Genomic DNA, 23,530 nt, shown 5'->3' on the forward strand with positions numbered 1-23,530 from the left:
TAACAATGGATAGCAACAAGCAGACAGCACGCATCAGCCGTCAAACCTGGCATTTTGCCGAGAACGTTCGCTTGCAGGCATCTGCTGTGGCAGTTGGTCCCAAAGAAGGGGAAGGTCCATTGGCTGCCTTGTTTGATAAAATCCATGATGACATGTATGCCGGCCAGCAATCCTGGGAGGATGCGGAACGACAATTGATGGAGGACGCTGTAACAAACGTTTTGAAAAAGGCAGCTATCACCGAGCAAGAAGTCGATTTCATTCTGGCCGGAGATCTGCTCAATCAAAACATCACGACGAACTTCACAGCTGAAAAGCTGGCGATTCCACTTCTCGGTATGTACGGCGCGTGTTCGACCTCCATGTTGACGCTTGCGACCGCCGCTTCCTTGGTAAATGCGGGCTATGCAAACCGGGCGATTGCTGCTTGCAGTAGTCACAATGCAACAGCGGAAAGACAGTATCGCTATCCGACGGAATATGGTGGTCAGAAACCGCCAAGTGCCCAGTGGACGGTTACGGGTGCCGGAGCTGGTCTCGTTGGGATTGGTGGGAAGGGACCGCGCATCACCCATGCAACGATGGGCAAAGTTGTCGATATGGGGATTAAGGATCCGTTTGATATGGGGTCTGCGATGGCTCCCGCTGCGGTCTCTACCTTAGAGGCGCATTTCAAGGATCTTGGGCGTTCACCGAAGGACTATGACCTGATCGTCACAGGAGATCTTGCAGCCGTGGGTTATCCCATCGTAAAGGAACTGATGTTGGCCCAGGGCTATGATATGGATCAGGTTTATAACGACTGTGGCTTGATGATCTATTCACCGGATCAGGATGTCTTTGCGGGAGGAAGTGGTTGTGCGAGCAGTGCAGTCGTGACTTACAGCTACATTATGGATCAACTGAACCGCGGTTTAGTGAAAAAAGTCTTGGTTTGCGCGACGGGAGCTCTGCTAAGCCCTGTCAGCTATCAACAAGGGAATTCCATTCCCTGCATTGCACACGCCGTCGCATTTGAAGGAGGAGCTTAATGGAGTACGTCATTGCATTTGTTGTAGGTGGCTTGGTTTGTGTCGTGGGACAGCTTTTACTGGATGTCGGAAAACTCACTCCTGCCCATGTGATGAGTACATTGGTCGTAGCGGGAGTCTTTCTCGACTTTATTGGGGTTTATGACAAATTTATCGACTTTGCAGGAGCAGGCGCGACCGTGCCGATTACCAGCTTTGGCCATTCCCTCTACCATGGCGCGATTGGAGAAGCGGAGAAAAACGGGTTGATCGGGGTCGTTACGGGGATCTTCGAGGTGACGAGCGCAGGAATTTCGGCAGCTATTGCGTTTGGGTTTCTAGCATCACTTGTATTTAAGCCAAAAGGCTAACGCAATCCTGCAAGGGTGGTGGAACCCTGATGAATGGTCAACCAAGAAAAGTCATTGTGGTCACAGATGGCGACCACATTGCACAGAAGGCAGTCGAAGCTGTAGCCAAAGATCTCGGTGGACGATGCATCTCGCTGTCTGCAGGTAATCCCACGCCGCTCGATGGAAGCCAGATGGTGGAATTGATCCAGATGACTCCTTACGATCCCGTCATCGTCATGTTTGATGACAATGGAGACTTTGGGCGTGGACGGGGGGAACGAGCACTTGAGTACGTGGTCAAGCATCCGGCTATCGAAGTGATCGGGGCGATAGCGGTTGCATCCAACACGAGATGGGTACAGGGAGCCACAGTCCAATATTCCATCGACAAGGATGGTCAGATTGTCGAGGAAGCGGTGGACAAGGAGGGATGTGCCGAGAAAAAGCTCCAAAACAAGATCTACGGGGATACAGTGGATGTGTTGAATTCACTGCATATCCCCAATCTGATTGGAATTGGGGATATCGGAAAAATGGAGGGGCATGACAGTCTCCAGGATGGATGTCCAATTACCAAGAAAGCAGTGCAATGGATATTGGAAAGGAGCGGATCACATGGCGGAAATAACGGAAAAGCGGCGTCCCATCGAGGAACGATTGGAAGAGAACAAGACCTATCTCAATGAAAAGCTCGGTGTAGGAGTCAGCTTTGATATAGGAGTCCATGATTTTTATGTTGGTGGCACACGCCTGTTGCTCTACTACATAAATGGATTTGCCGACAGTGATATCATTACCCAGATCATGCGTGACTTGAACGATCTACGTGATCGCGACATGAAAAACGAATTGTTTGACCATCTGTATTATAAATACATTCCTTTTTTCCAACTGAATAAGGTAAAAACGACAGATGAATTCATCGATAAGCTCTTGGTTGGTCAAGTCGGGTTGATTATTGACGGTTCCCCAGAAGCAATAATCATGGATGCCAAAACCTATCCGGGGCGTAACCCGGAGGAGCCTGATACGGAAAGAATCGTACGCGGCGCTCATGATGGTTTCACGGAAAACCTGGTAACCAATGCGGTGCTGACACGCAGACGGATTCGCGATGAAAGAATACGCTTTGAGATCATGCAGGTAGGGGAAAGAACCAAGACCGATGTGTCCGTCTGCTACATCAAGGATATTGCCAATCCGGATCTGGTAGAAACGCTGCGAAATCGCTTGCAGGACATTCAAATCGACGGTATCCCGATGGCGGAAAAAACGATTGAGGAATTCATCATCGGAAAAACCTTTAATCCTTTTCCGATGGTGCGCTATACAGAACGCCCGGATGTTGCGGCGGTTCATCTTCTGGAAGGACATGTTCTGATCTATGTGGATACCTCGCCGAGTGTCATGATCACACCCGCTACTTATTTTCACCACGTACAGCATGCCGAGGAGTACCGGCAGACGCCAGTCGTGGGTGCTTATCTGCGGTGGGTGCGCTTTTTGGGCATATTCGCATCCGTGTTCATTCTGCCACTCTGGCTGCTTCTGGTGATGAATCCTTCGATGATTCCGGAGTCCCTGGACTTTATCGGCATCAAGAAAACGGGCAGCATACCGCTTTTGGCACAATTCATCCTAGCAGAACTGGGGCTCGACCTGATGAGGATGGCTGCGATTCATACACCAGCACCGTTATCCGTCGCGATGGGCTTGCTGGCTGCCATATTGGTTGGAGAAGTCGCCATCAATGTTGGTTTATTTGCCCCTGAGGTGATCTTGTACTTGGCAGTGGCTGCGGTTGGTATGTTTGCAACTCCCAGCTATGAGCTCGGGTTGGCGAATCGTTTAGTCCGTATTTTTCTGATTCTCATGGCAGGAATTTTTTCCACAACCGGCTTGATGATTGGGCTTTTGCTCGTCTTGATTGCGCTTGTGGCTACACGCTCCCTTGAAACGCCTTATCTCTGGCCTTTTATCCCGTTTGATTACAAAGCCTTCAAGGACATCATGGTCAGAATGGCAGTCCCGATGAAAAACAAACGCCCTAGCATTGTTCGCTCCCAAAATTCCTCTCGTCAATAATATTCTGACAACAGGCTGCAACCACCCATTGTCAAATGCACAGCCATGTAGTAAATTTTATGGTAAGCCTTACGGGCATGGCACGGTACGACAACGAACGGTAGGAGCAAATGCAGCCACTTGCCTGCTGTTTGATTATCCGAGAGTTCAATGAAGGCTCCGCCGACCTGGCGGAGCCAAGTTTTCTAGTCGGTTGTCGTTCTAATATAGAAGAGATGCAGATAGACGGAGATTTGGTACGGTTTGACCAAAGGACTGGGGGAAGCAGGAAGATGTACTTACACGGGACAAGTCGAGTGAATGAGCTAGGGAATTTGGAAATTGGGGGATGCGATGCGACACAGCTGGCAGCTACATACGGTACGCCACTTTACGTGTATGATGAAGCTTTGATTCGTAGCAAGTGCCGTGCTTATGTCGATGCATTCCGCCAATCAGGATTTGCCTTTCAGGTGGCCTATGCCAGCAAGGCGTTTTGTACGATGGCGATGTGCAAGCTGGTCGAAGAAGAGGGCCTGTCTTTAGATGTCGTATCAGGTGGAGAGCTGTATACCGCATTACAAGCAGGTTTTCCGGTGGAACGAATCCATTTTCACGGGAACAACAAGTCCCTTGAGGAAATCAATATGGCCTTGGATGCCAAGATCGGCTGCTTCGTGGTAGACAACTTCTATGAGCTGTACACGCTAGACGAGCTGGCTCGCGAGCGCGATGAAAAAATCAGTGTCTTGCTGCGTGTAACTCCGGGGGTTGAAGCGCATACGCATGAGTATATTTCGACTGGACAAGTCGATTCCAAATTCGGCTTCGACGTGCAAAACGGTCAAGCGATTGAGGCGATTCGATTCTCGCACGAAAGCAGCCATCTGCATCTGCTGGGTGTACACAGTCATATCGGTTCGCAGATTTTCGAAGCAGAAGGCTTTATCGTCGCTATCAAGCGCTTGATCGAGCTTTTGGGAGAGGCAAAAGAAAAGCACGGTTTTATCTCCGAGGTGTTGAATGTGGGTGGAGGCTTCGGCATTCGTTATGTCGAGTCGGACACCCCACTGGCTGCAGCGACCTATATCAAAGCGATCACAGATACGGTTCGTGAAGAGCTGACCGCAAGACAATTGCCATTGCCTGAGCTGTGGATCGAGCCAGGCCGCAGTATTGTCGGAGATGCGGGAACAACCTTGTACAAGATTGGATCACAAAAGGATATTCCAAACGTGCGCAAATACGTCGCAGTAGATGGCGGAATGACGGACAACCTGCGTCCTGCCCTCTATCAAGCTGAATATGAAGCGGCTATTGCAAACAAAATGAATGAACCGGCAAACGAGACGGTTTCGATCGCTGGAAAATGCTGCGAGTCTGGCGACATGCTGATCTGGGATGTTCAGCTTGCAAAGGCAGAAGCAGGCGATATTCTGGCTGTGACGAGTACAGGCGCTTACGGCTACTCGATGTCCAACAACTACAACCGTATTGCTCGCCCAGCTGTTGTATTCGTCAAAGACGGTGAAGCAGAGCTGGTTGTCCAAAGAGAATCCTTTAAAGACGTGGTCAGCCACGACCTGCTGCCACAACGTGCGCAGCTGCAACGCTAATAAAGAGGTGCCTATGAAGCCCGAGAGAAATCGGCTCCGGGCACCTTTTTGATTTGCTTCGCAGTTATCCAGCCCAACAATTGGACGAACGACTTGCATGCATGGTAGAATAGGATGGTTAACTTTATCAGGTCTGGAGGCTTACATATGAAAAAAGCGCAAATCACTATGGAGAATGGCAACCAAATCGAAATTGAGTTGTTCGATCAGGAAGCTCCTGGTACGGTAGGAAACTTTGAAAAATTGGCGAGCGAAGGCTTCTACAACGGCTTGTCTTTCCACCGCGTGATTCCTGGCTTCGTAGCACAAGGCGGATGCCCGCATGGAACTGGTACAGGTGGCCCTGGCTACACGATCAAATGTGAGACAAAAGGCAACCCACACAAGCATCTCCGCGGTGCTCTTTCGATGGCACACGCAGGAAAAGATACAGGTGGAAGCCAGTTTTTCATCTGCTACGATTCCTTCCCGCACCTCGACGGTGTACATACAGTGTTCGGCCGTGTGACTTCTGGCATGGAGCACGTGGATGCGATCAAACAAGGCGACAAAATGAGCAAGGTCGTTGTATCTTAATCGTTGACTTGGGAGAAACACTGGTGACGTGCAAAGTCGCCAGTGTTTTTTTGTCCCATCCAGCATGAGAGTAGAGGCCAACCTTCCTTGGCTTGATGCTTGTAAGCTCATCTGCATGCTGATATGCTAGAAAGTAGACGATTTTTAGAGGAGGAGCCAATGGATCTTTTTCACTTCGATTGGGAGACAGTGCCGTTTCGCTTGATTGCGTTCGTCATTGCCTTCACTTTGCATGAATATGCCCATGCTTTTGTTGCCTGGAAGCTGGGTGACAGCACGGCTAAAGACGAGGGGAGATTGACAGTCAATCCGATCCCTCATATTGATCCGTTCGGGTTGATCCTGATCTTGTTCGGACCGTTCGGTTGGGCCAAGCCGGTGCCGGTCAATCCGCTTCAATTTCGTGGAAACAAGCGCTTGGGCATGGTCTATGTCGCAGGTGCAGGACCATTGGTCAACTTGATACTCGGAGTCTTTTTTGCCGTTATCTATTTGTACGTGCTGCAGGCGGGTATGCTCTCAGACACCAGTGACAAATGGGTATATGCGATCAAGCTAACTTTGGAATACAGTGTGATTATCAACTCGGCACTCTTCGTGTTCAACCTGTTGCCAGTACCACCGCTGGATGGCTACAAGATTCTTCGCTTTCTCTCACCCCGAGGCTGGGACAGGTTTTATTACAACTTTGAAATCTACGGACCATGGATTTTGTTGCTCTTGATCTTTATCCCTGGTGTTCGTTCCGTTATCTTCGGAATTCCGATGTCACTCGTGATCAACTGGGTGCAAGAGATCGCGATTTCCATTCTCAGACCTTTCTTATAGCAGAAACGAGGGAGTAATCTTGGCATACAGTATCAAACTGGACTCCTTTGAGGGGCCGCTCGACCTGCTGCTCCATCTGATCGACAAGGCAGAAGTAGACATCTATGACATCCCCATTGCTGAAATCACGGAGCAATATCTGGCTACGATTGACACGATGCACCAGATGCAACTGGATGTAGCCAGCGAATTTGTAGTCATGGCGGCAACGCTATTGGCTATCAAAAGCAAGATGCTCCTGCCCAAAAAAGAGGAGCAGGTCTTTCAGCCTTACCTCGATATGGACGTGGAAGAGATCGATCCACGAGAAGAATTGGTCCAGCGTCTTCTGGAGTACAAGCGCTACAAAATGCTTGCTGAACAGCTAAGAGAGATGGAGAGTGGGCGTAGTCAGGTGTTTACACGTCCCGCAGAGAATCTGACGCCTTATATCCGCGAAGAGGAAAACACGATCAAGGATGTAACGCTCTACGATCTGATTCAAGCCTTGGAAAAGCTGGTAAAAAAGGTGAAGGATAAAGAACAGCCGCTCACAAAGGTATCCAGGGACGAGGTTTCGATCAAGGATCGAATGAAGGAAATTCGTCAGCTTGTACAGGTTGGTGGCGGTATGGTTCGCTTTTCTCAGCTGTTCTCCAAGGGAGTGACACGCTCAGAGATCGTTACGACCTTTCTCGCTTTGCTGGAGCTGATGAAGTCCAAGCAGGTCCAATGCATCCAAAATCAACTGTTTCAAGATATCATGATTTGTGAAAACGATACGAAAGGGGTCCCCACTGATGGACTATGACAAGCTGAAAGGCGTCATTGAGGGCTTGTTGTTCATCTCGGGCGACGAAGGCATCGATGCCAGGGAGATAAGTGATATCACCCAAGTATCTGAAGATGAAATCGTCGACCTGATCGAGGACATGAAAGCAGATTTTCGCCGAGCTGGCAGAGGGATTCAAATCGTGGAAGTGGCTAGAGCCTATCAGTTGACGACCCTCCCTGAACACGCCGAATACTTTGAGCGGCTTGCCAGTTCTCCCAGTCAATCCACCTTGTCCCAAGCAGCACTGGAAACACTCGCAATCATTGCCTACAAGCAGCCACTCACTCGCTCGGAGATTGAGGAAATTCGCGGTGTGAAATGCGAAAAGGCGCTCAACACCCTGTTGTCCAAGCAACTAATCAAGGAAGCGGGCAGAGCAGAGGGGATTGGACGCCCTATCCTCTATGCGACGACGAAGGACTTTCTCGAACATTTCGGCTTGCGGGAACTCACGGATTTGCCGCCACCGCCTGTCAATCTGGATATTGAAGAAGCGCGCCTGGAAGCATCCGCCTTGTTCGGAAAAGCAGAAGAAACCAAGAACGACTAGACGCTCGTGCACAGTTTTTCGTACTATCACACGACTCGTCCCCATATACATGGTACAAACCTTTGTTACCTGTACTTTTGGAATGGGAGGGTGTGGATGAGAGTGCGGAAAAGTTGGTGCGGCGTACTCGTCGTTTTTCTTTTTATACAGCTTGTTTGGATGCCGGTGCAGGACGCTGCAGCAAGTGCAGGGCCACCGGGCTTGTCAGCTGAAGGAGCTGCATTGATTGACGTCGCCAGTGGACGAATCCTCTACTCCAAGAACGGCTCCAAAAAAATGCGGATTGCCAGCTTGACCAAAACCATGACGGCGATTGTAGCGATTGAAAATGGACAACTCAAGGATCAAGTAACGGTTCCTCCTGAAGCCGTAGGTGTGGAAGGATCCTCAATCTATCTGAAAAAGAATGAGAAGCTTACCTTGGAGGAATTATTGTACGGCTTGATGCTTCGCTCTGGTAATGACGCTGCAGTGACGGTCGCCACTCATGTGGGAGGCTCGGTACCGGGCTTTGTCTATATGATGAACGAAAAAGCGGCCTTGATTGGAATGACACACACCAATTTTAACAACCCCCACGGATTGGATGACAGCAACATGCATTACTCTACAGCGGAAGACATGGCTAAGCTGTCTGCCTACGCATTGCGCAATCCGACATTTCGTCAGATCGTTTCCACCAAGGTAAAAGACATCTCCTGGGAGGGCGAGGAGTACGATAGACGCCTTCTCAACAAAAACAAAATGCTTCATCTGTACAATGGCGCAGATGGCGTAAAAACCGGGTACACAAAGCTGGCAAAGCGATGTCTGGCTGCTTCTGCTACTCGTGATGGCAGACAGTTGGCAACGATTACCTTAAATGCATCTGATGACTGGAATGACTCGGCAAAAATGCTGGATTGGGGCTTTCAGCATTTCTCCACGAAACAGCTCGTCAGCCTGGGACAAAGCATACAGCCTGAATCCTTCGTGAAGGTCGAAGAAGGTACCCATCTCGTCACCACCAATGCATTCACCTATCCCTTGCAGGCAGACGAGGAAGATGATGTGCAAAAACGAGTGGTGATGAGTGAGTCGGTCATCACGGATAAAATGAATGGTCAGCTGATCGGCTTTTTACAATTTCATTTGAAGGATCAAATGATTGGGCAAGTCCCGTTGAAAGTGCAAGTAGACACACCGACTTGGGTACATCAGCAAATGGCTGTAGCTCCGACCTTTTGGCAGCAGTTCTGGAATCTGGTAGCGGGGGGGCTGTTCCGTGCTTAACATTATCTGGCTTGCGCTCATTGTCAGCAGTATAGTCGTCGCAGCCATTACAGGACGGATGGAGGTCGTAAACCAGGCAGCGTTTGCTGGAGCAAAGACCGGAGTCACCGTATGCTTTGGACTTCTTAGTGTGCTGGCCTTTTGGATGGGGATCATGCGGATCGCGGAGAAAGCGGGGTTGATGGAGCTAGTTGCCCGCGCGCTGTCACCCGTGATCTCGCTTCTTTTTCCCGATATTCCGAAAGGGCACCCGGCTATGGCATACATTCTGTCCAACATGAGTGCGAATCTGCTGGGGCTAGGAAATGCAGCGACACCGATGGGACTGAAGGCAATGGAAGAGCTGCAAAAGCTCAATCCCAACAAACAGCAAGCCTCGCCCGCGATGTGCACGCTGCTCGCGATCAACACCGCAAGCATTACCCTGATTCCTACTACTATGATTGCAATCCGCATGCAGTACGGATCAGTCAATCCCGTTGACATCGTGGGAACGACACTGCTCTCATCCTTCGCTGCGACGATTGTGGCTATTCTGATCGACCGCTGGTATCGATATCGTGCGATCAGAAGCATCAGATAAGGAGGGAACCAGATGTATCAATGGGTATCCCTGCTCTCACTATGGGCCATTCCGGTGATGATTGCGTTTGTCCTGCTCTACGGGTGGAGAAAAAAGGTGCCTGTCTATGAAACCTTTGTAGAGGGGGCGAAAGGCGGCCTCGGTACGACGATACGCATCTTGCCTCATCTAATCGCGATGATGGTGGCAGTGTCGATGTTTCGCGAGTCGGGAGCACTGGATTTACTGCTGGGCTTGATCAAGCCAGCGTTGGACTTTTTGCATTTTCCAGAGGAGCTGGTGCCATTAGCACTCCTGCGACCATTGACTGGGACTGGCTCGTTAGCCATAGCGACAGACTTGATCGCCCAATACGGTCCAGATTCCTTTATAGGTAGGTTGGCAGCTACCATGCAAGGCAGTACGGATACGACCTTGTACGTGCTGACTGTCTACTTCGGAGCTGTCGGAATTCGCAATTCCTCGTATGCGCTAAAGGTAGGGCTGTGGTCGGATCTGGCCGGGGTCATTTTCTCACTGCTCGTCGTCTATCTGGTCTTCTCGTGAAGGGGAATGGAATACTCAGGGAAAAACTTCCGTGGAAGGGGAAGTTTTTCCCTTTTTGTTGTCCACACTGGTAAGAATGGGTATGATGTTGTAGAGGTGAACCAAGAATGGAACGTTTACAAAAAGTATTGGCACATGCCGGAGTCGCCTCTCGACGCCATTGTGAAGAATTAATCGTGCAAGGCAAAGTGCAGGTGAATGGCCAGGTGGTTCGTGAGCTGGGAACTCGGGTTGATCCCGGTCAAGACCGCATTGTTGTGAGTGGCCGACCTATTCGCTTGGAGCAGCATGTTTATCTGATGCTCAATAAGCCCACCGGGGTCATTACCAGTGTCTCGGATCCTCGTGGAAGACGTGTCGTGACAGACCTGCTGAAGGGACTAAAAGAGCGCGTGTACCCGGTTGGCAGGCTTGATTTCAATACTTCAGGCTTGCTGCTGCTCACAAATGATGGTGAGCTCGCGAACAAGCTAGCACATCCCAGCTATGAAATAGACAAGGTCTATCGGGCTTGGGTAAAAGGAGTTCCTGCCCCGGACAAGCTGGCCAAGCTGGCAAATGGGATCATGCTGGAAGATGGCATGACCGCCCCTGGAGAAGCGAGAATGGTGAAAAAATCGACAGGAAATGAAAAGGCGCTGCTCGAGATCATGATTCACGAAGGGCGAAACAGACAGGTAAGACGCATGTGCGCCGCGATCGGACATCCCGTTCTCGCATTAGAGCGGATACGATTGGGCTTTCTTACGTTGGAGGGCTTGTCCCAGGGCCAATTCCGTCCCTTGACGAGTGACGAGGTAGAGAGGCTGAAGAAGGGCTTGGTGCAAAATCGGAGGCCAAGGTCGCGTTAAGGTGGATTCGTTCAAAATCTGTTCATAAGTTATGCGCAGTACAAATACAAGCAACGCTATAATAGATAGGAAAGCGTTTTAATATTAAGATGTCGGAGATGGGAGTACGGGTAATGAACAAAAAAAATCGCATTTACGTCCGAGTTGCCATTTTGGGACTTTTACTGGTGGCGCTTGTTTTTGCGCTTTACTCCAGTTTTGTCAAGGACCCGAATGCCGTGAAAGTAGGAAGTACTGCTCCCAACTTTAGTCTGGAGCAGTTGCACGGATCGGAACTCGCTCTCGATGACTTGAAGGGCAAAGGCGTCGTGTTGAACTTCTGGGGCACCTGGTGTGAGCCCTGTAAAGCAGAAATGCCTGCTTTGCAAAAGAAATACGAAACGTACAAAGACAAAGGATTGGTTGTAGTTGGTGTAAATATCGGTGAATCACCCATTACAATCGAACCGTTCATCAATCAATTTGGGATCGACTTTCCCATCCTTTTGGACCGCAAATCGCAAATCACCAAGCTTTATCGCATCGGACCCATTCCAACGACCTTTTTCATCTCTCCAGAGGGAAAAGTAGAGGAAATTTTCATCGGTCAATTGAATGAAGCCATGATTGCATCCAAAGTAGAGAAAATCTTACCGTAAGTGAGGATCGATATGGATCAGCGAAAATGTGAATGTGGACATACCAATCCAGTAGGAACGCTGCTCTGCGAATCTTGCGGTAAACCGTTGGACATTGAATTGGTAGAGCAAAAAGAGTTCCCGGATATGCGCTACGAAGGAATGGCACGTCGTTCCCAGACGTACACGACCCGGATCGTAGACCGAGTATGGAACACTTTTTCTTCCGTAAAGATTGCGATTTGGATCATTGTCGTCATTCTGGTCGCATCAGGACTCGGAACGATTTTTCCGCAGCAACAATTCATACCTGTACCTGTGCCAACAGAGTTGGACGTAGAGCGGTTCTACACGGATACATACGGGGTTTTGGGAACCATCTACTACCAGCTGGGCATGCACAACATGTATTCCTCCTGGTGGTTCGTCACCCTGCTGGTGATGCTGGGAACATCTTTGATTATCTGTAGCTTGGACAGGGTCATTCCTTTGTACAAGGCACTGAATAAGCCGAGGCTGAACCAGCACAAATCCTTCCTGAAAGGTCAAAAGCTCTACGCTGAGGCACCAAAGCCTGCGGACCGGAGTGAACAGGAGCTTCTGGAACAAACGGCTCAAGCCTTGAAGAAAAAAGGCTACTATCTTTTCCAGACAGATCGCGCCTTGCTTGCCGAAAAAGGTCGATTCAGTCGCTGGGGACCATACATTAACCACATCGGGTTGATTCTCTTCCTGATCGGGGTGTTGATGCGCAGCCTGCCCGGCTTCCATTTGGACGAGTATGTATGGGTGCGCGAAGGAGAGACTGTACCGATTCCGGAAACCCCGTACTACGTGAAGAACGTTGCCTATAAGACGGAGTATTACACGGAAGAGGAAATGCCGCAGAAGCTGGATTTGAATGGCGGGGCGATTGCGAAAAGCTACCAGACAGATGCTATTCTGTACCTGAATCGCAACGCAGATATTCCGGGCGCAAAGCCTGACCTGGTCGAAGTAAAAAGCGGCCCGATCATCGTCAATCATCCGATGAAGCACGAGAGTATCTATCTCTACCAGTCTGGTTTTCAAGAAATGCAGCTGGGAGCACTCAACTTTACGTTGCTTGATGTGAAAAACGGCAACAAAGAGATCGGGCCAATCAAGCTGGATCTCTACAACCCGGAAAGAGACATACAAGTAGCGGAAGGCTATAAGGTTCGTGTTCTCGATTATTTCCCGGACTTTGCGATGGGAAAAGACGGGAAGCCGATTACGCAGACCAATTTGCCAAAGAACCCGATGTTTGCGATGGAAATTGTCTCTGAGCGGGATGCGATCAATGAGAAGGTCGTTTACCTCGAGGGATCGATCCTCACACAAAAGAACGATGCGCAATTTGGTCTGAAGATTAGCATGCCTGATCTGATTGATATTACGGGCTTGAATGTGCGCACAGACAAAGCTTTACCTTTGGTCTGGGTTGGGTCGTTTATCTTCATGATCGGAGTTGTGATGGGCTTCTTCTGGCAGCACCGCCGGATCTGGATTCAGTTCCAGGATGGCAATATGCTCATCGCTGGACATACCAATAAAAACTGGTTTGGACTGCGAAAAGAAGTAGAAGGAATGGTACAACAGACGAACCTGTCGGTGACTCTGGAAGATAAATCGAAGGTATAACGCTTCAAGGAGGGAGACCCAACGTGCCGCTTTACCAGGTTAGTGATTGGTTGTTAGACATTGCGTTTATTCTGTACGTGCTCTCGTCCGTAGTATTTATCGTCGCGATGACGGGAAAGAACTGGGCGGGGCGCGACCCCAAGCAACATGAAATGAAGTTTGGTCGAATTGCCTATTGGATGGCCGTTATTGGCTTTATCGCACAAACCGGTTATGTGATTACACGCTGGATCGCGGGGGGCCATAGTCCGACCAGCAACATGTTTGAGTTCATGGCATTCCTGGACTACTGTATTATCTTAGCGTATCTGATTATTTACCGGATTTACAAACTTACCGTGATCGGGGCGTTCGTGCTGCCGCTCGGTGTCATCATGCTAGCCTACTCCTATGTTTTTCCCAAAGAGATTACACCGCTAATTCCATCGCTCCAGAGCTATTGGTTGCATATCCATGTGACCACAGCGGCTTTGGGAGAAGGGATCTTGGCAGTAGGTTTTGCAGCTGGACTGATGTATCTGATATTGACGATTCCCCAAAAAGTAGCTACTAAAAGCACCAGATGGCTGGAAATCGTACTCGCTGTCGTCCTGATGCTCGTTGGATTTATCGCGATGGAATCGACGTTTGCAAGAATGGATCAAAAAACGGTTTTCGAAATGACTCAGCCAAGCACCACACCAACCGGACAGGCGAGTCCGCAAAAGGTCGAGTACACGTTGCCAGCGATTGTGGCACCGGCCAACTCTACCATCATGAAAGAGGGTCCGATGTCTCCTTGGTTTACAGCACCTGAGTGGATGGAAGGAAAAGATGCCGCCAGGAAGCTGAATACGATGATTTGGTCTGTCATTTCTGGTGTCGTCTTGTATGGAGGACTTCGTCTCATTTTCCGCAAGAGACTGGCGGCTGCGATCCAGCCATCACTCGATGGAATTGATCCGGATCTGGTAGATGAGATCAGCTACCGTGCCATCAGTATCGGGTATCCAGTCTTTACGCTGGGGGCGCTAATCTTCGCCATGATTTGGGCGCACGAGGCATGGGGCCGCTTCTGGGGCTGGGATCCGAAAGAAGTTTGGGCATTGATCGTCTGGCTCTTCTACAGTGCTTACCTGCACCTGCGTTTGTCACGGGGCTGGATCGGTGCAAAATCAGCATGGATGTCCGTGATCGGATTTGTTATCATTTTAATCACATTGGTTGTGGTTAACTTGGTCATCGCTGGTTTGCACTCTTATGCGGGAGTGTAATAGAAATGAAAAAAAGCTGGTCTTGCGCCAGCTTTTTGGGCTATTTATCGCCTTTCATAGAATGAAGAAAGACAAGAGGTGTTGATAATGGAAATGAAGGCACGTATTCTTGTTGTGGATGACGAGGAACGGATTCGTCGGTTGTTAAAGATGTATCTGGAAAGAGAAGATTTTCTGATCGATGAAGCCGACAATGGCGAACAAGCCGTTGAAATGGCAATCGGCAGCGACTATGACATCATTTTGCTTGACCTCATGCTTCCTGGCATGGATGGTATTGAAGTTTGCCAGCGCATTCGCGAATTTAAAGCTACACCAATCGTCATGCTGACAGCCAAGGGCGAGGAGACAAATCGCGTCCACGGTTTTGAAGCGGGAGTGGACGATTATGTCGTAAAACCATTCAGTCCACGAGAAGTGGTCTATCGCGTCAAAGCTATCTTACGCAGATCTTCTGCGACTGCATATCTGAAGACGGAAACCGTCAACAGCCATTCTATTCTCGTCTTTCCTGAACTGACGATTGACCACGATGCGCATAAGGTGATTGCCAGTGGTCAAGAGGTGAGTCTGACACCAAAGGAATACGAGCTTCTGCACTACCTCGCCCAATCGCCTGACAAGGTGTTTACGCGTGAGGAACTGTTGAAGGATGTATGGCACTATGAATTTTTCGGTGATTTGCGTACAGTGGATACACATATCAAACGCTTGCGTGAAAAATTAAATCGAGTCTCGCCGCAGGCAGCTGCCATGATTGCCACTGTTTGGGGTGTCGGTTATAAATTAGAGGTGCCGAAGTAAAGTGGACGTTATTTTTCGTAGTGTAGTCGGCAAATTGTGGATGACGATCATCGCCCTTTTTGCTTTGGTCTTAACGGTATTTAGTCTCTTGCTGGTCCAATCCTTTGATAATTTCTACCACAATCGGCAAACGGCAAACCTGCAAGAGCTGGCAGAAGGTTTGACTGAAGGATTGGCCCAAAGTGAGGACAAGCAGAGTGCATTGGAGCTAGCAGCCCGATTTGGATTAGTTCATCACACGGGGTTGGTTGTTGTGGATGAGAATCGGGCCGTAGTGGGTAAAAGTGAAGGCCGTTCCTTGCCGGAAATTCCGATCGATCAATTGCTGGCAGAAAAGAGTTTGAAGCTGACGGAAGCTCTGGAAGGAAAGCATCCGAAAGCGCAGCGCCTTCTTTTAAGCTTCGATGGTACGGAACAGGTGAATTCACCCTCGCGCAATGGATCTGTACCGATCCTGGCAATTGCAGTACCGCTGGAAATCTCGATTGGGCATAAAGGTGCCGTCGTGATGTATCAGACGATAGAAGATTTCGACGACACATTGACTGAGGTGAGACTCCTTATCTTGGTCGTGGGTGTAATCGCGTTTACGGCGACTACATTTTTTGCGTTCTTCTTATCATCGCGGATTACATCCCCACTTCGGCAAATGCAGGAGACAGCACATCGGATTGCGGAAGGGGATTTCCATGCCGAGATTCCGATTCGTACCACAGACGAGATTGGAGAATTGGCTGCTTCCTTGAACTCGATGGCCTCCAGACTCAATCAACTCGTTGACGCCTTGTCCAAGGAAAAAGAACAGCTGTCTAGTGTTCTGCGAAGCATGGTGGACGGGGTAGTCATGATTGATGCAGATGGAAAAATCGTAGTCACCAACCCACCTGCTGAACATTTCCTGCGCGATTGGAAATATGAGCATCCTGAAGAACCATTCCCGCTCAATGGCTACTTCCAGCAAGTGGTGCGTGGCGGATATGAGATGGCAGAAGATATCCCGGTGCAAGGGCGCATCTGGTCGCTCGTCATGGTTCCTTTGATGGATCGAGAACAGATTCGTGGAGCGGTTGTGGTCATTCGTGACATTACACACGAGAGAAAGCTGGACAAGATGCGCAACGATTTTGTAGCCAACGTCTCACACGAGCTGCGTACCCCTTTGTCCATGCTGCAGGGCTATAGCGAAGCGATCGTAGACGATATGGCGTCTACACCTGAAGAGCACAAAGAGCTTGCACAGATCATTTATGACGAATCGGTACGGATGACTAAGCTTGTTAACGAATTGCTCAGTCTGGCCCGCATGGAAGCAGGTCACGTAGAGCTGTTCAAGGAAAATGTGCAGCTCAAGCCGTATCTGGAGCGGATTCACCGCAAGTTTCTCAGCTTGGCCAGGGAGCAGGATATTCAACTCGATATGGATCTGTCTACCACAATCGAGCTGGCAGAAATAGATCCGGATCGGATGGAACAAGTATTGACCAACCTGATCGACAATGCTTTGCGCCATACACCGAGTCATGGCAGTGTATCCATCCGTGCGTATGGGGAGCATGCATTGTGCTTGGAAGTGAGCGACACAGGAAGCGGTATCCCGCAAGAGGACCTGCCATTCGTGTTTGAGCGCTTTTATAAAGCGGACAAAGCGCGTACACGTGGTCGTGCAGGGGGAACTGGCCTTGGACTCGCCATAGCGAAAAACATCATCGATGCGCATGGCGGTACGATCAGCGTGCAAAGCAGACTTGGAGAGGGAACGACGTTTACCATAACGATTCCGGTTGAGACGAAAAACGCCTAGGAGTGTAGAGAGAAAATGATCAAGACAATTCTTTTTGATGTGGATGGGGTAATGCTGAGCGAAGAGCGATATTTTGATGCTTCTGCATTGACGGTCTGGGAGTTGGTGCACAGTCCGCAATATCTGGGTCTGAAGGGGGATGCGTTCACGCCATCCCCGGGGGAGACACAGATCAGGGCGGTACGCGAGAGCGTTTTTGATCGCGATGTGGTGTTGGACCTGATCAAATCCCGTGGAATCAACTCCAACTGGGATATGGTATATCTCACCTTTTCCTACCAGATTATTCGCTTGGTTGAAGCATTGAAAGCAAAGCTGGGTGCTGAAGCGACTGATCTGTTGACCAACCAGATCAACCGCGTACAAGTAGATCAGTTGCGTGAGTGGGCTTGCGCAGAAGCTCCAGATTTTCAGGTAGACTATGCTGCATTCACAGCTGATTTCGCCAAAGGAACGGCGCAAAAAGCAGACATGCTCTTGTACCTGAACCAGATTGCATGGGAGCGCTGCGGTGTGAAGACCGAGATGTTTTCCCGAAGCAGCGAGCTGTGGGAGCTCTGCCAGGAAACATTCCAGGAGTGGTATTTGGGAGATGAACGCGTCCCGTCATCCATCGGCCGTAAGACCGCACAGACGGGGAAAAAAGGGTTCTTAACTGATGAAATTCCGATCGTCCCACCTGCAGAGATGATCGATCTCTTTAGGACCTTGAAGGAGAAGGGATACACCCTCGGTATCGGGACAGGACGGCCTTCCCTCGAAACTCGTGTGCCGCTCAGCGAACTCAATATTCTGGAATGGTTCGATCCTGACCGTATCGTGACAGCATCTCATGTGCTGGAGGTAGAAGAGGAGTTCCCGGAACTTGCGCCCATGTCGAAGCCACACCCCATCTCTTATGTAAAAGGATTGCTTGGCCTATCTACCCCGAATCGGGAAGCGGTCAACTTCTCCTTGCCTATTGCCAATGGCGACGAAGTCCTGATCGTCGGTGACTCGTTAGCAGATTTTCTGGCGGCAAAGTCGATTGGCTGCAAATTTGCTGCTACCTTGACGGGTTTGTCTGGCCAGGAGGCGCGCGCGAAATTTGAAGAAGTGAAGGCTGACTATATTTTTGATGATGTTCGCGGGATCTTAACGATTCTGTAATAAAAAACTCCGTCGTTCCGTGAAGGAAGGCGGAGTTTTTGGCATTCTTAACCTTTTACATCTCGAAGTGGTTTTCCATATCTCAAGGAGTGCTTCAGCGACGCATACCATATTTGGATCAGGTCGATCAGGGTGAAAATGCAGCGCGATTCTAGCATGCGACTTTACTTTGATTATTGCCACGTCATAGGTTTGGCGCGAAATATTCGACATTCCCAGGACATGACGAATAGTTTGCTGCGCCTCCTCTTTGTATTTTTTTGCGTAGTTTGTAATATGCTCCAATGCTAATAATTGAGACCTTGTTAATCTTGATGACATATGAAAGTCCTCCTTTTGTTTCAAAAGGGCATTTTCATTCAGTGTGAGTAAATATGGCATCAAGCGATGAAGGAATCTTGAACAAGACGAAGTCACGAGACCACATTTGCGAGGTGATCACGATTTTTTCTGAACCTTTCTGAAAGAAATAGCCTGCACCCTCCTGCTCGTGGAACGACCAGCCTGCATCCTTTAAAATGGATTTCAGCTGTTCCGCAGCGTTGCTTCCGGTCTTTGCGCCACCCCAGATATACTGCGAATTTTCATCTGGTCCTAGCATGATGAGCTGGTTATCTGCTTGTTTCAACTGAGAAACCACGACTTTCTTTTCTACTGTTTGAAATTGGAGGGGAGGGTACAAAAAGGCAGGACGGTCGTTGTACCACCATGCGCCAAGCAGGAATGCAAAACAGCAGAGGGTGATGAGTGCAAAGACAAGCTTTCGAAGCATGTGGTATTTTCCTCCTGCTTTTATGTAAGGCTACTTTTTCTCCAGTAAAGTGAGATACACGTCTGGTGCGATCTCGATGTCCTTTACTTCCTTAAATTCAAACTGCTTGTAGAGGCGTAATGCTGGCACATTCTTAGCGCCTGTACTAACCTGAATGTGCCTGTTTTGACCGACATGGTTCAGAAAATACTCAAGCAAGGCTTTGGCAATGCCTTTTCGAAAATGAATGGGGTGTACGACCAAGCGGCAAATCGAGTAAGTATGCTCCTCCAGCTCATAGGAGAGAAAGCCGGCTAATACTTCGTCGTGATAGTACCCCAAAAAAACCTCATTGGTCTGCTGTATGCTGTCTACCGTATCTTTCAAAGGCGGGATTCCATCAAAGTCAATCAAGGCTGCTTCGATTTGGTAAGCAGGGATTTGGATGCGGAGAATATCTTGAGAGCTGTTTCCGGGTTATGTGCGTCGATGATGCGTATCACATGAGTGACTTCCTTTTTTTCTCTTATTATATAAACACGCCATAGAGGAAGAATCAACCAATAAAAAAAGAGGACCCGGTAGAAGACCGGATCCTTGGAGTCATGCATGGCATTTATTTTTACAGTTCAATTTGCGTTACACTTTTTACTTCAGGCAATTCACCCATTGTATCCAAGAGCTCGGCGGTCAGAGGCTTATCTACAGACAGCATCATGATTGCGTCGCCCCCGATATCGCGTCGTCCTACCTGCATGGTCGCGATGTTGACATCGTTCGTTCCCAGGATAGAGCCTACACGGCCAATAACACCTGGACGATCGTTGTGGTGAACATAGAGGAGGTAGCCCTCTGGAGCCACGTCGATCGCGTAATCGTCAATCTTCACGATGCGAGCTCCATACCCATTCAAACGAGTTCCAGCGACCGTACGAGTTTCCTGGGAGGTTTTCAGCGACACGGTCAAGAGGTTGGTGAACCCGCGGTTTTGTGTAGCCTTGCGCTCGGTTACGGTGATGTCACGAGCTTTTGCCAGGATTGGTGCATTGACGTAGTTTACTTCTTCACCCAGACGGAAGGAGAGTACGCCTTTTAATACCGTACGAGTCAAAGGCGATGTATCGACATCAGTGAGCTCGCCGCTGTATTTGATCTCGATCTCGGAAATGGAACCAACCGTTACTTGAGCCAGGAAATGCCCAAGTTTTTCTCCTAGTGTGAAGTAAGGCTGTACTTTTTCCATCACGTCAGCCGGAATGGAAGGCAGGTTCACAGCATTTTTGAATGGTTGTCCACGCAGCACCTTCAGGATTTCTTCCGATACGTCAACAGCTACGTTTTCTTGCGCTTCTACAGTAGATGCACCCAGGTGAGGAGTGCTGATGACTTGTGGAAGGCCGATCAGCGGGTTGTCCACTGGTGGTTCTTCTTCATACACGTCAAGGGCCACACCTGCAACTTTGCCCGTCATGATCGCTTCATACAGGGCTTTCTCATCGATGATTCCGCCGCGCGCGCAGTTGATCAGGCGAACGCCATCTTTCATTTTGGCAAATTCACGAGAGCTGATGATATGGCGAGTTTCTTTGGTCAGCGGTGTATGAACGGTGATGAAGTCAGCTTGACGGCAAATATCATCTACGGATGCATTGGTAACACCCAGCTTTTGTGCGCGTTCTTCGGTCAGGAAAGGATCGTAGCCGAGTACGGTCATGCCGAAAGCTTTCGCACGTTTGGCTACTTCAGTACCGATACGGCCCATTCCGATAACACCCAATACTTTTTTGTTCAACTCAACACCTTGGAAGCTTTTGCGATCCCAATTGCCGTCTGTCAGTTTTTTGTGTGCTTGAGGAATGTTACGTGCCACAGCCATCAGCATCGCGAAGGAATGCTCAGCAGTGGAGATGGTGTTACCGTCCGGAGCATTGATGACAGGAACCCCAGCCTGGGTAGCAGCGTTAATGTCGATGTTGTCTACGCCAACTCCGGCGCGTCCAACGGCCTTCAGGTTTTTTCCAGCTGCGAATACGTCCGCTGTTACCTGAGTCTGGCTGCGAACCAGCAAGGCATCATAATCCCCGATAATGTCGAGAAGATCAGAAGGGGAGAGATTCGCTTTGCGTACGACTTCAACGTCAGAAGCATCTAGCAGCTGTTGGATACCAAATTCGCTAAGTGGATCAGTAATAAGAACTTTATACATGTGCGATGTGCACCTCCTGGTAATCTTGAACGCCTTTCCCTGATAGAGAGGAAAGACAGTGTACTTGATAAAGTTTAAAAGAATTTCGGGTGATTCTGGGATACCCATAAGACCGTTGCCGTTTGGAATCCATCAAATCGATGAGGCTTACAAAAGGCATTTGTGCGACCGTAAATGAGGACGACAGCTATTAGCGGCTGGGTAGATCATGCCCAGTTTTGGTGTTTGATAATCGGATGGTCTGATAACTGACTGTCTCTCCTTTCAGGTCATGGTCAAAGAGTATAAATATAAAAAAACCTCCCGTTCTCACACTGCTCCTATTACAGAACAGTGAGGGACGAGAGGCTTGCTTCGCGGTGCCACCCTCATTCGCCCTTCTTTTCTCAAAGAAGAGCCTTGCCAGGTACGTGACCTGTAGAGATAACGGATCTACCGTTCGCGCCTACTGGATTGAAAAATCGGTTCAGCGCAACAACTCTAAAGTGCTTATCTGTGTGTGGAACCGCCGATTCGCAGCTACCATCGGCTCTCTGAGGGTTTCCAAGACACAGCGTATCTTCGTCATCGTTGTTTGTTTATGGATGTTTCGTTTGATGTGACCTTACGATAACACGAGCCATCCAAGGACGTCAAGCATAAAAAAGCGAAAAAATGAACATTGTCAAAAAAAAGTAATCTATCGTTCGTGAATAGAGGGGTATTTTATATAGAGAGAATCCGAAAAAGCACTAAAACACGAACATTAAGAGATTGATCAACTAAAAAACGAAAAAAACGAAATAGAATGTTCGGTTTTTGCTTATTATACCTCTTTGAATTCGAATTGCAAGCAGGGGAGGGCAAAGGAAAACCTCTCAGGCGCAAAGGCTTGAGAGGCGTTGGGTAAGTTGACAACTATTCAACTTTGATGGAGTCAGTTGGGCATCCTTCAGCCGCGTCACGTACATCGTCTTGAAGAATATCCGGGATTTCAACGGAGTTCGCATTGTCATCCAGTTTGTTGAATGCCAGGCCCTCATCGTCGTAATCGAATACGTCAGGAGCCGTCGCGCCACAAGCGCCGCATGCAATACAAGTATCTTTATCAACCCATGTTGTCATCGTGGTTTCACCTCCCATACCAGTGGTACGTCCACTATCATTCACATTGTATGCTCTTGTTGGAAAGATTTCAAGATTGAATCAATCTAAAAATGTACTCTACTTAAAAAGAGGTACTTCAGGAGTTTTCAATTCCGTGTACATACGGGCTTGCAATTGTTTAAAATCCCCTGGATGGGTCGCATCGGTTGCGTACAACAACCGGACGGCACCGTTTACATCTTGAATTCCCAAGGAGGTGGTATCACCTGAAGAAAGCAAGCTATCGAGGCGAGCAGTCAAATCTTCAGGGTTGAACGCCTTCCATTGGTGTTCCTTGGACATCGTTACGGCTGTCACATAAGTCCTATAGTGAAAAGGATATGACTTCCACTGTTCTACCGTGATTTTTTCTGGTAAGGCCTGTGGCAGCGGCTGACGCAGGACGTAAGCAGACTCCCATGTAGCAAACGATTGGTAAACCAATTCCTGAGCCTTCAACCAGCTGTTGTGGAAAGGTGTCATACGAGCGGAAATATCTCCAGGCGTTAAGGCATTACTATTCTGATCAGATCTGACTTGCTCCATACTATCCAAATAAGCCCGCACACTGTCCTTGAACTGGCTTTGTGCTTCAAGCAGCAGAGGAGATCCAGGAATAGGCAAGCCTTTTTCTACGGCTTTTAATGTACCCTCTGCCGTCTTGCTCAACTGCTTGAGAGCTTGTTCTTGCGCTTTCTTCTCCAGCTGATCCCATTGCTCCATCGAGTCGAAATGCGCTTTTTTCAAATCCAGTACGGGAGCGTAAACGGCGTAGTAAAAACGGATGAAGTCCTGCTCGCTGTAAAGTTTTTGCTCCCGCAACAGACGTTCCTTTTCTGCCTCTTGTGCTTTAGCCTCCAGCTCGGCTACTTGTGCAGCTTCCATTTTTGACTTCATATAGTGGGCACCGAAAAAAAATCCACCAATGGTACATGCAAGTGTTATGATGATCATATACGCCATCATAAATTCTGTTTTTTTTAATCGTTTTGTCATAGAAATCCTCCAGCCACATTACAGCGAATAATTGTCGATCTTTGTCCATGCATGCTATCAAGAGTATAGCTAAGTAGGCGCTGATCGCATAGAGAAAAAATAA

At 48.9% G+C, this 23,530-nt stretch carries 25 protein-coding genes and 1 other annotated feature; of the genes, 19 read left to right on the plus strand and 6 right to left on the minus strand.

What is annotated here, in order from left to right; translation table 11 throughout:
• Positions 1-5: 5 nt before the first annotated feature.
• The 19 genes from spoVAD to JZI27_RS02465 all read left to right on the plus strand — a co-directional run bounded on the left by spoVAD (position 6) and on the right by JZI27_RS02465 (position 18,349).
• Positions 6-1,031, plus strand: coding sequence for a stage V sporulation protein AD (gene spoVAD, locus JZI27_RS02375; protein ID WP_122908372.1), 1,026 nt, complete (start codon positions 6-8; stop codon positions 1,029-1,031).
• Complete coding sequence (gene spoVAE / locus JZI27_RS02380; RefSeq protein WP_280206629.1) at positions 1,031-1,381, plus strand: stage V sporulation protein AE; 351 nt, start codon at positions 1,031-1,033, stop codon at positions 1,379-1,381. Before spoVAD ends, spoVAE begins: the two co-directional genes overlap by 1 nt.
• A gap of 29 nt (positions 1,382-1,410) precedes the next feature.
• Positions 1,411-2,049: a stage V sporulation protein SpoVABEA gene (gene spoVAEA / locus JZI27_RS02385; RefSeq protein WP_280206631.1), complete on the plus strand. Its 639-nt coding sequence runs from the start codon at positions 1,411-1,413 to the stop codon at positions 2,047-2,049.
• A complete protein-coding gene (locus JZI27_RS02390) occupies positions 1,979-3,448 on the plus strand; it encodes a spore germination protein (protein WP_280206633.1) in 1,470 nt (489 codons plus the stop codon). Before spoVAEA ends, JZI27_RS02390 begins: the two co-directional genes overlap by 71 nt.
• Before the next feature lie 272 nt (positions 3,449-3,720).
• Complete coding sequence (lysA, locus tag JZI27_RS02395; protein WP_122908368.1) at positions 3,721-5,043, plus strand: diaminopimelate decarboxylase; 1,323 nt, start codon at positions 3,721-3,723, stop codon at positions 5,041-5,043.
• Positions 5,044-5,190: 147 nt separating this feature from the next.
• Complete coding sequence (locus JZI27_RS02400; protein ID WP_251242884.1) at positions 5,191-5,619, plus strand: peptidylprolyl isomerase; 429 nt, start codon at positions 5,191-5,193, stop codon at positions 5,617-5,619.
• A gap of 159 nt (positions 5,620-5,778) precedes the next feature.
• Positions 5,779-6,447 carry a site-2 protease family protein gene (locus JZI27_RS02405; RefSeq protein WP_251242883.1) on the plus strand — a complete coding sequence of 223 codons (669 nt, stop codon included), beginning with the start codon at positions 5,779-5,781 and terminating at the stop codon, positions 6,445-6,447.
• Positions 6,448-6,466: 19 nt separating this feature from the next.
• Positions 6,467-7,237 carry a segregation and condensation protein A gene (locus tag JZI27_RS02410; protein ID WP_251242882.1) on the plus strand — a complete coding sequence of 257 codons (771 nt, stop codon included), beginning with the start codon at positions 6,467-6,469 and terminating at the stop codon, positions 7,235-7,237.
• Positions 7,227-7,811, plus strand: coding sequence for an SMC-Scp complex subunit ScpB (scpB, locus tag JZI27_RS02415; RefSeq protein ID WP_122908364.1), 585 nt, complete (start codon positions 7,227-7,229; stop codon positions 7,809-7,811). Before JZI27_RS02410 ends, scpB begins: the two co-directional genes overlap by 11 nt.
• Positions 7,812-7,907: 96 nt before the next feature.
• Positions 7,908-9,083 (plus strand): D-alanyl-D-alanine carboxypeptidase family protein, encoded by a 1,176-nt coding sequence (locus tag JZI27_RS02420; protein WP_251242881.1) that lies wholly within the window; start codon positions 7,908-7,910, stop codon positions 9,081-9,083.
• Complete coding sequence (locus JZI27_RS02425; protein ID WP_122908362.1) at positions 9,076-9,666, plus strand: nucleoside recognition domain-containing protein; 591 nt, start codon at positions 9,076-9,078, stop codon at positions 9,664-9,666. The genes JZI27_RS02420 and JZI27_RS02425 overlap by 8 nt, the downstream gene beginning before the upstream one ends.
• Before the next feature lie 12 nt (positions 9,667-9,678).
• Complete coding sequence (locus JZI27_RS02430) at positions 9,679-10,212, plus strand: spore maturation protein (RefSeq protein WP_251242880.1); 534 nt, start codon at positions 9,679-9,681, stop codon at positions 10,210-10,212.
• Between the two features lie 107 nt (positions 10,213-10,319).
• A complete protein-coding gene (locus JZI27_RS02435; RefSeq protein WP_251242879.1) occupies positions 10,320-11,063 on the plus strand; it encodes a pseudouridine synthase in 744 nt (247 codons plus the stop codon).
• Between the two features lie 113 nt (positions 11,064-11,176).
• Positions 11,177-11,701 (plus strand): thiol-disulfide oxidoreductase ResA, encoded by a 525-nt coding sequence (gene resA / locus JZI27_RS02440; RefSeq protein ID WP_251242878.1) that lies wholly within the window; start codon positions 11,177-11,179, stop codon positions 11,699-11,701.
• Between the two features lie 12 nt (positions 11,702-11,713).
• Entirely contained in the window at positions 11,714-13,342 is a 1,629-nt protein-coding gene (gene resB, locus JZI27_RS02445) for a cytochrome c biogenesis protein ResB (protein ID WP_251242877.1), read from the plus strand.
• 23 nt (positions 13,343-13,365) lie between these two features.
• The gene (gene ccsA, locus JZI27_RS02450; protein ID WP_280206642.1) at positions 13,366-14,595 is read left to right on the plus strand and encodes a cytochrome c biogenesis protein CcsA; all 1,230 of its coding nucleotides are present in this window, start codon (positions 13,366-13,368) and stop codon (positions 14,593-14,595) included.
• 87 nt (positions 14,596-14,682) lie between these two features.
• The gene (locus JZI27_RS02455) at positions 14,683-15,399 is read left to right on the plus strand and encodes a response regulator transcription factor (protein WP_122908356.1); all 717 of its coding nucleotides are present in this window, start codon (positions 14,683-14,685) and stop codon (positions 15,397-15,399) included.
• Position 15,400: 1 nt separating this feature from the next.
• Positions 15,401-17,200 (plus strand): ATP-binding protein, encoded by a 1,800-nt coding sequence (locus tag JZI27_RS02460; protein WP_280206645.1) that lies wholly within the window; start codon positions 15,401-15,403, stop codon positions 17,198-17,200.
• 15 nt (positions 17,201-17,215) lie between these two features.
• Positions 17,216-18,349, plus strand: coding sequence for an HAD family hydrolase (locus JZI27_RS02465; protein WP_280206647.1), 1,134 nt, complete (start codon positions 17,216-17,218; stop codon positions 18,347-18,349).
• Here JZI27_RS02465 and JZI27_RS02470 read toward each other — a convergent pair.
• The 6 genes from JZI27_RS02470 to JZI27_RS02495 form a co-directional block, all read right to left on the minus strand.
• Entirely contained in the window at positions 18,335-18,670 is a 336-nt protein-coding gene (locus JZI27_RS02470; protein ID WP_122908353.1) for a DUF3626 domain-containing protein, read from the minus strand. The genes JZI27_RS02465 and JZI27_RS02470 overlap by 15 nt on opposite strands.
• Positions 18,671-18,704: 34 nt before the next feature.
• Positions 18,705-19,121: a hypothetical protein gene (locus tag JZI27_RS02475; RefSeq protein ID WP_280206649.1), complete on the minus strand. Its 417-nt coding sequence runs from the start codon at positions 19,119-19,121 to the stop codon at positions 18,705-18,707.
• A 30-nt stretch (positions 19,122-19,151) separates the two neighbouring features.
• A complete protein-coding gene (locus JZI27_RS02480; RefSeq protein WP_280206651.1) occupies positions 19,152-19,487 on the minus strand; it encodes a GNAT family N-acetyltransferase in 336 nt (111 codons plus the stop codon).
• A 235-nt stretch (positions 19,488-19,722) separates the two neighbouring features.
• The gene (gene serA / locus JZI27_RS02485; protein ID WP_122908351.1) at positions 19,723-21,306 is read right to left on the minus strand and encodes a phosphoglycerate dehydrogenase; all 1,584 of its coding nucleotides are present in this window, start codon (positions 21,304-21,306) and stop codon (positions 19,723-19,725) included.
• Between the two features lie 333 nt (positions 21,307-21,639).
• Positions 21,640-21,883: a binding site (T-box leader), on the minus strand.
• Between the two features lie 320 nt (positions 21,884-22,203).
• Positions 22,204-22,410 carry a ferredoxin gene (locus tag JZI27_RS02490; RefSeq protein WP_031305339.1) on the minus strand — a complete coding sequence of 69 codons (207 nt, stop codon included), beginning with the start codon at positions 22,408-22,410 and terminating at the stop codon, positions 22,204-22,206.
• 99 nt (positions 22,411-22,509) lie between these two features.
• Complete coding sequence (locus tag JZI27_RS02495) at positions 22,510-23,427, minus strand: hypothetical protein (protein WP_251242870.1); 918 nt, start codon at positions 23,425-23,427, stop codon at positions 22,510-22,512.
• Positions 23,428-23,530: the final 103 nt, after the last annotated feature.

It is taken from the genome of Brevibacillus sp. AY1 (genome assembly GCF_029870785.1).
GTDB classification, from domain to species: Bacteria; Bacillota; Bacilli; order Brevibacillales; family Brevibacillaceae; genus Brevibacillus; species Brevibacillus invocatus.